The 12,515-nt window shown below is 66.6% G+C and carries 8 protein-coding genes; 1 reads left to right on the top strand and 7 read right to left on the bottom strand.

Annotated features, from left to right (window positions below; genetic code table 11):
* Positions 1–2 precede the first annotated feature (2 nt).
* The 7 genes from LMA02_RS08135 to LMA02_RS08105 all read right to left on the bottom strand — a co-directional run bounded on the left by LMA02_RS08135 (position 3) and on the right by LMA02_RS08105 (position 11,504).
* Positions 3–1,025: a fimbrial protein gene (locus tag LMA02_RS08135; RefSeq protein WP_228907564.1), complete on the bottom strand. Its 1,023-nt coding sequence runs from the start codon at positions 1,023–1,025 to the stop codon at positions 3–5.
* Positions 1,022–1,768, bottom strand: a complete 747-nt coding sequence (locus tag LMA02_RS08130; protein ID WP_228907563.1) for a molecular chaperone — start codon at positions 1,766–1,768, stop codon at positions 1,022–1,024. The genes LMA02_RS08135 and LMA02_RS08130 overlap by 4 nt, the downstream gene beginning before the upstream one ends.
* 15 nt (positions 1,769–1,783) lie before the next feature.
* Positions 1,784–4,237, bottom strand: coding sequence for a fimbria/pilus outer membrane usher protein (locus LMA02_RS08125; protein ID WP_228907626.1), 2,454 nt, complete (start codon positions 4,235–4,237; stop codon positions 1,784–1,786).
* Between the two features lie 122 nt (positions 4,238–4,359).
* Positions 4,360–4,872, bottom strand: a complete 513-nt coding sequence (locus LMA02_RS08120; RefSeq protein WP_228907562.1) for a fimbrial protein — start codon at positions 4,870–4,872, stop codon at positions 4,360–4,362.
* Positions 4,873–5,703: 831 nt separating this feature from the next.
* Entirely contained in the window at positions 5,704–7,161 is a 1,458-nt protein-coding gene (locus LMA02_RS08115; RefSeq protein ID WP_228907561.1) for an efflux transporter outer membrane subunit, read from the bottom strand.
* Positions 7,161–10,298 carry a multidrug efflux RND transporter permease subunit gene (locus LMA02_RS08110; RefSeq protein WP_228907560.1) on the bottom strand — a complete coding sequence of 1,046 codons (3,138 nt, stop codon included), beginning with the start codon at positions 10,296–10,298 and terminating at the stop codon, positions 7,161–7,163. Before LMA02_RS08110 ends, LMA02_RS08115 begins: the two co-directional genes overlap by 1 nt.
* Positions 10,299–10,316: 18 nt before the next feature.
* Positions 10,317–11,504 (bottom strand): MexX/AxyX family multidrug efflux RND transporter periplasmic adaptor subunit, encoded by a 1,188-nt coding sequence (locus tag LMA02_RS08105; RefSeq protein ID WP_228907559.1) that lies wholly within the window; start codon positions 11,502–11,504, stop codon positions 10,317–10,319.
* Positions 11,505–11,654: 150 nt separating this feature from the next.
* Between LMA02_RS08105 and LMA02_RS08100 the strand changes: the two genes are divergently transcribed.
* A complete protein-coding gene (locus LMA02_RS08100) occupies positions 11,655–12,302 on the top strand; it encodes a TetR family transcriptional regulator (RefSeq protein WP_228907558.1) in 648 nt (215 codons plus the stop codon).
* The last annotated feature ends 213 nt before the right edge of the window (positions 12,303–12,515 follow it).

Genomic DNA, 12,515 nt, shown 5'->3' with positions numbered 1-12,515 from the left:
CGTCAGTAGATGAACAACCGGATCGTTGCGGTCGCATCGAATCGCCCGATCTTCGGCGGACCGAACGATTTCAGCACCGCGTCCATCAACACGCTTTGATTCATCACGTTGGACGCGAACTGCGCCAGCGTGAACTGCTGATTGAACGGAATGGCCTTGCCCTGGCTGTCCTCGATGCCAATACCGAAATTGCTGTCCTTCGCCGGCACCAGCAACCCGTTCTGAACCGGAAAGCTCGTTTCGAAATACCCGTCGACCCGCACCGCGACGTTGCATTTCTTGGTCAATGACAACGAGAACCGCTTGCGCGGCACCGCCGGCATGAAGCCGTTACCCGCCGCCTGCACCTGTCCGAAGTTGACAACGCCCGGTTCGGGCGTGACGAGCACGTCGACGAAACACGGCGTCGGCTTGAGGTTGCGCAGGCCGCTCAACCGGTACTGGAAGCTCGGGTTGTACGCATTCAGCCCGAACTCGCCGTCGAACTGGAAGACCGTGTAGATATCGCTCGGCGGCTGGACCCAGTTGCCCTTCTTGCGCACGACGACCTGATAGTCGATGCTGATTCGGGTCTGCTGACAACGCCCGCGATCGAAATCGTATCTGCTGCACGGCGGCACCGAATAGCCGGTAAACACGCCGCCGCCGCGATTGCTCGTCTTGTCGAAATAGTCGATGCCCCGGTAGCGGATGCCGATCTCGAGCCCCCATGCGGCCGGGTCCGTGCGATTCGGGTTCGCGTAGAAATAGATGTTGTCGACGACTTTCAGGCTGCCGGCGTCACCGAGGTCCTTGTAGCAATACCCCGACGTCGTGCGCACCGGAGAGACCCAGATCACGTAACCGTCCGGCGCATCGGTCGGATACGACGCCACGCCGCCGATCGGCTCGGTCAGCGAGGTCGCGCCGCTGTTGGTCAGGCACCGCAACGCCCACGCGGGCTGCGCCGCCACGACCAGCAATGCGAGCACGATCCAGCGCAACCATTGCGCCGGCATGGGCCGTTCATGCATTGCGCCGCTCATCGCTTCACGCTCTTGCAAGCCCCCGCATCACACGCATATTCGACCGCCACCTGGCCGCCGTAATCGTCGATATGCGTGATGAACAGCGTCGACGGCGTCGCGGCCTTGAACGGCACGTCGGCCGTGCTCATCGGGTCCACCATCACGGGCTCGATCGGCACCGGCGTCTTCTGCGCGCCCGCCGTCACGTCGACCACCGTCACGTGGTACGGCGTCGGATTGTCGAACACGAGCCGGTGCGCGGCCGCGTCGACGCGCAGCGTCATCGGCAGCGTCCAGTCCTCGTCACGCGCCGGCTGCACGCCCTTCGGCCGATAGAACAGCTTCATCTGCGTATGCAGCGCGATCTGCAGCGTGTTCGGCGTATCGGTCTTCGGCGGCACTTCGCGGATGTTCAGATAGAACACCGATTCGCGATCGGCCGGCAGCGCGGCCCCCGGCAGCTTCGCGATGCGCAGCACGTTGCGCTCGTTCGCCTCGACGCGCTGCAGCGGCGGCACGACCATCAGCGGCGACGTGATCTTGTTGCCGCGCGTGTCCTCGAGCCACGACTGCACGAGATACGGATACGTCGTGCTCTTGTTGGTGATCGTGACGATCGCGGCCGGTTCGCCTTCGTTGAAGATCACGCGTGTGCGGTCCGGCACGATCGCCGCGTGCGCGGCGCTTGCGAGCAGCGTGCTGGCCACGGCCAGCACGCACGATGCGCGGCGCGGGAAGGAAAGAGAGAAAACAGGGTTCATGCGGGATCCGTGAAATCATCGGTCGACCCGTGCGGCCGCTGCATGCGGCTCGCCGGGCGGCTGGCACGTCACCGGAATCGGCGTGCCTTCGAGTTGAAGCTGGTTCGGCAGTGCGTTCACCGCGCAGAGCGTGCGTTCGCCTGCACGCACCACCAGCGCGGATTTCGGCTGCACCTGGGTCAGGAACGCGGCGCCGGCTTCGCCAACGATGCCGAGCTCCTTGCCGTTCGCCGCGTCCTGCACGGATGCGCCGAACGGCAGCGGCTTGCCGGCCGCATCGGTCAGCGTCAGGTACAGGTTGCTGCCGCGCGCGGCGGAGAACTTCACGAAACCGATCGCGCCGTCGGTCAGCACCATGCGCTGGATCGGGTTCGACACCTGTACCTCGAGCGGCAGCTTCTCGACGTTGACGGTCGCGTCGTACACGTTGTACGGCGAGATCCCGTCGAGCACCGCATAGCCGCGCGAGTCGGTATGCGTGAGCGTGCCGGACAGCGGCACGTCGGGCACGCCGTCGGTCGATACCAGCAAGCGCGTATCGCCCGCGTTGCCATTCGCATGCGCGGACACGCCGTACTGCGTCGCGACGAGCGAGCCGTCGACTTCGAGCGACGCGGCCGCATACGCGTTGGCGAGCGTCGACGCCTGCGCGCTCAGCTGGTAAGTCGACGTGCGCTGGCGGAAGCTCGCGTTCGCCGACGCGCGGCCGTCGGTCGCGCCCGCGTTGATCTGGTACGTGCGGCCGGCCGGATCGTCGTAGATGTAGCCCGCGTTCGCGCTCGTGCTGCCGCTGCCCGTCGTCAGGTTCGACGTGACCGTGTGGCGGCCGCCGAGCGGCAGCGTCGCGGTCACCGAGAACTGGTTGCCGCTCGCGCCCGCGCTTTGCGTGCGGAACGCCGACACGCTGACGTTCAGGTTGCGCAATACGCCGATCGAGAACGCGCGCGTGAGCGTGAGGCCGACGCGCTGCTCCGACGCGCGGGCCCAGTAGGTCGTCTGGTCGTACGAGAAATAGGTCGACGTGTCGCCGAAGCGCTTCGACATCGTCGCCGAGTAGCGTTGCTTGCTGTTGGCGAGACCGTATGCGGTCGGGTCGCCCGAGAACTGCGCGAAGTTGGTGTACTCGCGTTCGGAGAAGCGATAGCCGAAGAAGCGCACGTCCGCGTCGAGGCCGTCGAAGTGCTTCGAATAATTGATGCGATACGAGTTGCCGTTGCGCGTCGCGCCGTTCCACCACAGGTGCGCACGCGCATGCGTGACATCGGCCGATACCGCGCCGAACGTGCCGAAATCGCGGCCGACGCCCAGTGCGATCGACGTATAGCCGGAGGCTGCGATGAAGCCGCCGTACAACGTGATGTCGAACGGCAACCCATACGCGGCCTCGCCGAACCCGAAGAACGGCGTGATGCCGGCGCCGCCGAATTGCCGCGGCTTGCCGACGGCGGCCTTGTAGCGCAGCTGTCCGGTACGGGCGAGGAACGGCACGGCGGCCGTCGTCACCTGGAAGCGCTGCACGCTGCCGTCTTCCTCGTCGACCGTGACGTCGAGCGTGCCCTGCACGCTCGTGTTGATGTTCTGCAGCGCGAACGCACCCGGCGACACGCGCGTCACGTACAGCACGCGGCCCGCCTGCGACACGGTCACGGTCGCGTTGGTGCGCGCGACGCCCGAGATCAGCGGCGCATAGCCGCGCAGCGAAGGCGGCAGCATGCGATCGTCGCTGCGGATCGACGCCCCCGTCAGCGCGAACGTGTCAAAAATGTCCGAGCTCAGGTAGTCGTCGCCGAACGTCACCGTCGACTGGATCGACGGCAGCGCGCGAAACGCATAAAGCCGGCTGAAGCGGAACGTGCGGTCCGCGTAGGCCGTGTTGCCCACGTTCGACTGCGCCTGGTAGTCGCCGCGAAAGCGCCATGCATCCCAGTTCGCGCCGATCGTTCCGTAGGCCTGGATCGAATTCGTCTGTCCGCCGTCCGAACCGAAGTTGCGGTTCGTGTTCGCGATCACGCGATAGTCGAGCATCACGCCCGGAATCCCGTCGGACCAGCTCGACGGCGGCAGGTAGGTCGAATCGGTGAATTCGAGCGCGGCCTGCGGAATCGTGATCTTCAGCCGTCCGTCGCTCTTCAGGTAACGCACGGTCGCGCCCTCGATCGCGCCGAGATCGACGCAACGTCCGCCCTGCAAGCGCGGCAGGTCCTTCGCGAGCGACGGCTTCAGCCCGAACCGCGCGACGAGTTCCGGCGGCAGGCACGGCTTGCCCGCGCCGGATGCGTCAAGCGCGATGAACTGGATCGCCTGCAGCCCGTAGAACAGGTCGTTGACCTGCACGTCGAGCATGTACTCGCCCGGCAGCGTGAAGTCGGGCTGCGAGAACTGCGACAGGTCGACATTGCTCGTGCCGTCGATGTCGAGGAACGACGAATTGAATTCCGTCGCATGGCTCGGGCTGCCGACGACCAGCACGGAGACGCAAAGGAAGGAATGTCTGATTCGCACGCGGCGCTACCGGAAATCCGAGGAAGTAGAGACGTGAAGGCAAGGAAGACGGAGAAAGGGTGTGCACACCCCTTCTCCGGCACGGCCGCTTACTGGTAGCGGACCGTGAAGTTCGCGACGCCGTCGGCCGTACCCGGCGTCACGCCGGCGGCCGTGGCTTCGTACATCGCCGCGAAGCGTGCGACGTTCGTGCCGTTTTGCAGCAGGGTCGGCGCCTTCTGTTCGGCGCCGTTGTCGAGGTATTCACCCGACGCGGCCTGCAGGCGGATGCCCACATTGGTTGCCGAACCGATCGTCGCGAGCAGCTTCGGCTGGCCCGCGCTCGACGTGCCCGTGAACGTGAAGTACGCGTTCTGCGCGATGCTGGTGTCGCAGTCCGTCAGCTTGATGTCGAACGACACCGCGTCCGACTTGTCGCCGGCTTGCTTGAACTTGTTGGTCGGCACCTTGCCGAGCTGCACGGTCTGGTTGACGGAGTTCGAATCGATGCCGCATGCGCCCGCGACGATCTCGCCCGTGAAGTTGATCGTGCCGGTGCCCGCTGCGAAGGCCGAGCTGGACAGGGCTGCGAGTGCGACCGCGCTCAGGAGGGATTTTTTCATGACGTTTTCCGTGAGAATTGCAAAGGGAACAGACGACGTGGCGGATACAAAAGGCAGCATGTGGTTGGCTCCCGTCCGTCACGAGGCGGCATTATCGAGATACAGGTGAAAGAATTCTGTAAATCATTGTCAAATCTCAATGACAATCTTCGTTTTACGCATTTTTAAACCGACTACTTCCCGCCGATTCTCAATCCCAACATTTTCGTCCGCAGTCCTTTTTTATTTTCCGGAACCGACTGAAAATTAAAGACAATTCCTTTTCCGGATTGAAATCTCCCCGCTCCTCCTTGCTGGACAAGGACTTTCCAGATACCGGATACGAAATGACAAAACTCTGTCCGATCCCGCCATCGTTGTTCGACCGCAACGAAAACATTCGACGATTTTCAACTGACAGGAAATTAACCAGCGATATTCAACGCTGCGAAACTTTCGCGCAAACGATTGCGAAATTCGCACAAACGTTTTACCGCGACACTTTGTCGCCCCTTATTGTTCCCAATGCGCGAATTAATCGAATCGTCAACCCGGGATTAAAGCGACGCATAAAGCCGTGCGCCAGGACGACATGCGCGGCACTGGATGGAGTCGAATCAGGAGGAAGTCCGGCGCGATCGGAGGCCGGCGGCGACACGATCGGTCGCCGGGATGCGAGTCGAGTGGAAGGCGGCCCTTCAACCCGACTGCGTGGAGGAAAAACGGAGTCGACGACGCGCGCATGCACGCATCGTCGATCGCGGTCGGCGACCCGACAGTAGTAACACCGACCGGGACAGCGGCAACGCATCGCAATGCACCGCCGCCACCTGGCCGGCCCCGGTCAAGCCATCACGCGGCAGCTTCGCCTGCCGTGGCCGGCGCCCAGCCACCGCCCAGCGCGCGATACAGCGCAATCGCATTCGCGAGCCGCAGCGCCTTGAGCCGGATCAGCTCATGCCCGGACTCGTACGTGCTGCGCTGCGCGTCGAGCAGTTCGAGATACGTCGCGACGCCGCCCGCATAGCGGCGCTCGGCGAGTTTCAGGCGCGCGCCGTCGGCCGCGTAGACGTCCTGCTGCGCGGCGAGCTGGCGATCGATCCAGTCGCGCGCGGCGAATGCGTCGGCCACTTCGCGGAACGCGGTCTGCACGGTCTTCTCGTACTCGGCGACCGCGATGTGCTTGCGCGCATTCGCGACGTCGAGATTCGCGCGATTGCGACCGCCCGCGAAAATCGGCAGCGTGATGCGCGGCGCGAACGTCCATACGCTCGTGCCGCCCGCGAACAGGCTCGAGAACGCATCGCTGACCGAGCCGTAGTCGGTGGTCAGCGCGACGCGCGGGAAGAATGCCGCGCGCGCGGCGCCGATCTGCGCGTTCGCGGCCTTGAGCCGCGACTCGGCCTGCCGGATGTCCGGCCGCCGTTCGAGCAGCGCGCTCGGCGCGCCGGGCGCCACCGGCGCGATCGCGAGCGTGTCGAGCGCGGTGCCGTCGGCGGGCACGTTGCGCGCGAAATCGCCGGCGAGCAATTGCAGCGCGCGCACCGATTGCGCATGCTCGCGCTGCAGCGCGGCCTGCGATGCCCGCGCGGACGCGACCAGCATCTCGGCCGAACGCAGTTCGATCGCGTCGCTCGTGCCGGCCGCGTAGCGGCGCCGCGTGAGCGCGGCGATGCGCTCGCGCGCGTCGAGCGTGCGCTGTGCCAGCGCCAGTTGCTCGCGCAACGATCGCTCCGACACGTACGCCCCCGCGACTTCGGCAATCACGCCGATGCGCACCGTGCGCTGCGCGTCGGCCGTCGCGAAATACTCGGCGAGCGCCGCATCGGACAGGTTGCGCACGCGGCCGAACAGGTCGAGCTCGTACGCGCTGACGCCGACGCCCGCGCGATACAGCCCGCTCACCGCGCTCTCGCGCACGACCGGGTCATACTGGCGCGTGCGTTCGTAGCCGAGGTTCGCGTCGACCGACGGCATCAGGTCCGCGCGCTGCACGCCGTACATCGCACGTGCTTCGTCGAGCCGGCCGGCCGCGATCCGCAGGTCGCGATTGTTCGCGAGCGCGGCATCGATCCACGCCTGCAGCGCCGGATCGGTGAAATACGCGCGCCAGTTGTCGAGCAGCGCGGCGTCGGCCGCCTCAGCCGGCGCGGCACCCTGCTGCGTGTCGGCATCGACCGTCGCATAGCTGGCCGGCACCGGCGCCGCCGGCCGCTCGTAACGCGGCGCGAGCGAGCAGCCCGCGAGCGCGAGCACGGCGGCCAGCGCGAGCTGAAGCCTCGGTGCGGCGCATGCTTTCAATGCAAACATCACTGCGAACCCTCCATCGTCGCCGGCTGCGATCCGCCGCGCCGGCGCGGGCCGACGTCGAACAGGCGGCCGACGATCACGAAAAACAGCGGGACGAGGAACACCGCGAGCACCGTCGCCGTGATCATGCCGCCGAGCACGCCGGTGCCGATCGCCATCTGCGCGCCGGATGCGGCGCCCGACGCGAACGCGAGCGGCAGCACACCGACGCCGAACGCGAGCGACGTCATCACGATCGGCCGCAGCCGCAGGCGTGCGGCCTCGAGCGCGGCGTCGACGAGCGACATGCGCTGCGCGACCAGGTCTTTCGCGACCTCGACGATCAGGATCGCGTTCTTCGCGGACAACCCGATCGTCGCGATCAGCCCCACCTTGAAATAGATGTCGTTCGGCATCGCGCGCAGCGTGACGCCGAGCACCGCGCCGATCACGCCGAGCGGGACGACCAGCATCACCGCGAACGGGATCGACCAGCTCTCGTACAGCGCCGCGAGCGCGAGGAACACGACGAGCACCGACAGCGCGAACAGCATCGGCGCCTGCGCGCCCGACAGCCGCTCCTCGAACGACTGCCCCGACCACGCGTGGCCGATGCCGGCCGGCAGCTTCGCGGCGAGCCGCTCGATCGCGGCCATCGCTTCGCCGCTGCTGTGCCCGGGCGCGGCCGAGCCGTTGATCGTGAACGACGGATAGCCGTTGTAGCGCGTGAGCTGCGGCGGCCCGAGCGTCCAGTGCAGCGTCGCGAACGCCGCGAGCGGCACCATCTCGCCGCCCGCGTTGCGCACGCGCAGCTTCTTCACGTCGGCCGGATCGAGCCGGTGCAGCCCGTCGGCCTGCACGATCACGCGGCGCACCTGGGTGCCGTGCATGAAGTCGCCGATATAGTCGGAGCCGAACATCACCGCGAGCGTCGTGTTGATCTCGTCCATCGACACGCCGAGCGCCGACGCCTTCGCGCGATCGATGTCGAGCTTCAGCTGCGGCGCGTCCTGCGTGCCGGCGAACATCACGTCGGTGAGCGCCGGATCCTTGCCGCCCGCCGCGAGCAGTTGCTCGCGCGCGGCGCTGAACGCGGCGTAGTCGAGCCCGCTGCGGTTCTGCAGCCGGAAGTCGAAGCCGCTCGTCGAGCCGAGATCGGGCAGCGCCGGCGAGTTCATCGCGAACACCGTGGTGTTCGCCGTGCCCGCGAAGCGCTCGTTGATGCGCGCGACGATCGCCTGCACGTGATCGCGCTCGGCCTTGCGTTCCTTCCAGTTCTTCAGCGTGACGAAGATCATCCCGCCGTTCGGCCCTTCGCCGTACAGGTTGAAGCCGCCGAGCGCGAACGTATACGCGGCCGGCTCGTCGCGGCGAATATACGACTCGACCTCGCGCACGCTCTGCATCGTTTCCGCGAGCGGCGTGCCCTGCGGCCGGATCACCATCACCATGAAGTTGCCCTGGTCCTCGTCGGGCAGGAACGCGCTCGGCAGTTGCGTGAGCATCAATGCCGCGGCCGCGGTCAGCGCGCCGTACACGACCAGCCAGCGCAGCGGCTTCTTCAGCATCGCGCCGACGCGCGTCGCATAACGCTGCGTCGAACGCGCGACGAAGCCGTTGAACCAGCCGAAGAAGCCGCGCTTCTCGTGATGGTCGCCGGACACCGGCTTGAGCAGCGTCGCGCACAGCGCGGGCGTGAGCGACAGCGCGAGAAACGCCGAGAAGCCGATCGACACCGCGAGCGACAGCGCGAACTGCCGGTAGATGTTGCCCACCGCGCCGCCGAAGAACGCCATCGGCACGAATACCGACGTCAGCACCACGGTGATCCCGATGATCGCGCCGCTGATCTGCTGCATCGCCTTGACGGTCGCGTCGTAGGGCGCGAGCCCCTCCTCGACCATCAGCCGCTCGACGTTCTCGACGACGACGATCGCATCGTCGACGAGGATGCCGATCGCGAGCACCATCCCGAACATCGTCAGCACGTTGATCGAGAAGCCGGCCGCGTACATCACGCCGAACGTGCCCGCGAGCGCGACCGGCACGACGAGCGTTGGAATCAGCGTCGCGCGCAGGTTCTGCATGAACAGGAACATCACGAGGAACACCAGCACGCCGGCCTCGATCAGCGTCGTGACGACCTTGTTCATCGACACGCGCACGAACGACGACGTCTCGTACGGGATCTGGTACTTCACGCCCGGCGGGAAATACGCGGACAGCTCGTCCATCGTCGCGCGCACGCGCTTCTCGGTGGACACCGCGTTCGAGCCCGGCGCGAGCTTGATGCCCATGCCGGTCGCCACCTTGCCGTTCACGTACGACGGATAGTTGTAGTCGTTGCCGCCGAACTCGATGCGCGCGACGTCGCGCAGGTGGAGCGCGGAGCCGTCCGGCTGCGTGCGCAGCGCGATCGCGCCGAAATCGGCCGGCGTCTTCAGCGGCGCATCGGCGAACACGGTCGCCGCGATCGGCGCGCTGTCCGGCACCGCGCTGCGGCCGATGTCGCCGACCGTCACGCGCGCGTTGTGCGCGCGCACGGCCGACGCGATGTCCGACGCGGTGATGCCGTGACCGGCCAGCTTCACCGGGTCTGGCCAGATCCGCATCGCGTATTCGGCGCCCCAGAACTGCACCTTCCCGACACCGTCGACGCGGCGCAGCGCCTGCACGACGTTCGCCGACGCGTATTCGCCGAGCTGCACGTCGGTCATCCGGCCGTCGTCCGACGTCAGCGACACGACGAGCTGGATGTTGTCCGCGGCCTTCTCGACCTGGATGCCGTCGCGCCGCACCGGTTCAGGCAGCCGCGCCTCGACCGTCTTCAGCCGGTTCTGCACTTCGACGGCCGCGAGATCGGCGTTGACGCCCTGCTTGAACGTCAGGTACAGCGACGCGGCCCCGGCGCTGCTCGTCGCGGACGTATACAGCAGCCCCGGCGCGCCGTTCATTTCGCGCTCGATCAGCGCGGTCACCGATTCCTCGACGACCCGCGCGGACGCGCCGGGGTACGTTGCATAGATGCTGACGACGGGCGGCGCGATGTCCGGGTATTGCGCCACGGGCAGCGCGCGGATCGCGAACGCACCGCCGAGCATGATGAAGAGTGCGATCACCCACGCGAAGACGGGGCGATCGATGAAGAAACGTGCCATGTTGGTCTATTGAACCGGTCAGGTTTGACGGGCGGCCGCGGGTGACGCGGCCTTCGTCGGCGATGCCTGCTCGACGGGCTTGACGGCGGTATCGGGCGCGAACTGCGCGGCGTTGTCGACGATCACGCGCTCGCCGCCGGACAGGCCGCGCGTGACGCGCCAGTCGCGTCCGCTCATCTGGTCGGCGACGACCTCGACGTCCTTCACCTTGCCGTTCGTGCCGACCACGCGCACCGACGTGCGCTCGGCCGTGCGCAGCAGCGCATCGCGCGGCACGAGGATCGCCCGCTGGTCGACGGCCGCGTCGAGCGCGATCCGCACATACGCGCCCGGCAGCAGCTCGCGCTCGGGGTTGGGGAACAGCGCGCGCATCGCGACGGTATCGGTGGTCGGATCGACCGCGAGATCGCTGAACAGCAGCTTGCCCTTCAGCGGATACGCGGTGCCGTCGGCGCGCCGCAGCGTCACCGTGACGTCGTGCTGCGCGATCCCCGTCGCGTGCCCGCTCTTCACCGCGCGACGCAACGCGTCGACGTCGGCCGCCGGCTGCGAGAAATTCACGTAGATCGGATCGAGCTGCTCGACGGTCGTGAGCGGCGTTGCCTGGTCCTGGCCGACGAGCGCGCCTTCGGTGACGAGCGCGCGTCGTGCGCGGCCCGAAATAGGCGCGGTGACGGTCGCATAGTCGAGCTGCAGTTGCGCGCGTGCGAGTTCGGCCTTCGCGGAAGCGACATCGGCCTTCGCCCGCGTGTCGTCGGCAACGGCCTCGGTGTGATCGCGCTCGCTGACCGCGCGGTCGCGCACCAGGTCGTCGTAACGGCGGCGCTTGTCGCTCGCCGCGAGCGCGGCGGCCTGCGCCTTCGCGAGCGCGCCCTGCGCGGCATCGCGCGCGGCCTTCAGCGGCGCGGGATCGATGCGGAACAGCACCGCGCCCTGCGTCACTTCCTGGCCTTCCTCGTAAGTCCGCGCGGTGACGATGCCCGCGACCCGTGCGCGCACCTGCGCTTGCCGATACGCGTCGAGCCGGCCCGGCAATTCGACGGTCATCGGCACGGCCGTCGGACGCACCGTCACGACCGTCGCGTTCTGAATGGCCTCCGGCGCCTTGTCCTTGTCGCCCTTTCCGCATCCGGCCACGGCCAGCATGGCCGCGAGCGCGACGGGCGCCAACCGGAGGCGGCGCCCCAGGGAGCGTTTGTTATTCATGTGTGACCTCGGATCGTTCGCCGCCGATACAATGCGGCGGCTCAGGGTGGCCGATTATAATCAGTCACGACTGATTAAATACATGCGGTTGCCATTCGACCGCCATACTGTCTCAATAAAACGACAGCAAACTGTAAGGAAATTCACGCCATGGCCCGCAAGACCCGGGAAGAATCGCTCGCCATCAAGCACCGGATCCTCGACGCCGCCGAGCTCGTCCTGCTCGAAAAAGGCGTCGCGCAAACCGCGATGGCGGACCTCGCCGAGGCCGCCGGGATGTCTCGGGGCGCCGTCTACGGCCACTACCGCAACAAGATGGAAGTGTGTCTCGCGATGTGCGACCGCGCGTTCGCACGGACCTCGGAAGGCTTCGACGCGGTCGACAGCCTGCCCGCGTTCGCCACGCTGCGCCGCGCGGCGTCGCACTACCTGCAGCAATGCGGGGAGCCGGGCCCGATGCAGCGCGTGCTGGTGATCCTCTATACGAAGTGCGAGCAGAGCGAGGAGAACGGCGCGCTGCAGCGGCGCCGCATGCTGCTCGAGCTGCAGATGCTGCGCATCACGAAGGCGCTGCTGCGCCGCGCGATCGCGGCCGGCGAGATCGCCGCCGATCTCGACGTGCACCTCGCGGCCGTCCACCTTGTGTCGCTGCTCGAAGGCGTGTTCGCGTCGATGATCTGGACCAACCGCCTGCGCGGCAATCTGTGGAACGACGCGGAAGCGATGCTCGACGCCGGTTTCGACGCGGTCAGGACCTCCAGCGCACTGCGCGTGCGCACGCAAAAATTGCCTGTCTGACGAAAAGCCGCGCAATAAATGCTGATTTAACCCGATTTACCGCAGTGCGAAACGAATACGCTGACCCTCTTTAAAATTTTTAACATTCCGCGGAACATCGGTAGACTGACGCTGTCATCTTTCTTTAGCGTCTTCGTGATAATCCGGGTTCGACCCGGAAAGCTCACGCCGCCGTTCGAAGCGGGCACCCCGCAAGTTGGGTCGAACGGAAAC

It is taken from the genome of Burkholderia sp. B21-005, from assembly GCF_020843965.1.
GTDB lineage: Bacteria > Pseudomonadota > Gammaproteobacteria > Burkholderiales > Burkholderiaceae > Burkholderia > Burkholderia ambifaria.
Note: the sequence above shows the minus strand (reverse complement) of the source record. Positions and strands in the feature narration are given on the sequence as shown.

Bases quoted from the DNA above. Each gene is read 5' to 3' on its own strand.
- LMA02_RS08135 (WP_228907564.1), bottom strand. From the start codon at position 1,025: ATGAGCGGCGCAATGCATGAACGGCCCATGCCGGCGCAATGGTTGCGC.
- LMA02_RS08130 (WP_228907563.1), bottom strand. From the start codon at position 1,768: ATGAACCCTGTTTTCTCTCTTTCCTTCCCGCGCCGCGCATCGTGCGTG.
- LMA02_RS08120 (WP_228907562.1), bottom strand. From the start codon at position 4,872: ATGAAAAAATCCCTCCTGAGCGCGGTCGCACTCGCAGCCCTGTCCAGC.
- LMA02_RS08115 (WP_228907561.1), bottom strand. From the start codon at position 7,161: ATGTTTGCATTGAAAGCATGCGCCGCACCGAGGCTTCAGCTCGCGCTG.
- LMA02_RS08110 (WP_228907560.1), bottom strand. From the start codon at position 10,298: ATGGCACGTTTCTTCATCGATCGCCCCGTCTTCGCGTGGGTGATCGCA.
- LMA02_RS08105 (WP_228907559.1), bottom strand. From the start codon at position 11,504: ATGAATAACAAACGCTCCCTGGGGCGCCGCCTCCGGTTGGCGCCCGTC.
- LMA02_RS08100 (WP_228907558.1), top strand. From the start codon at position 11,655: ATGGCCCGCAAGACCCGGGAAGAATCGCTCGCCATCAAGCACCGGATC.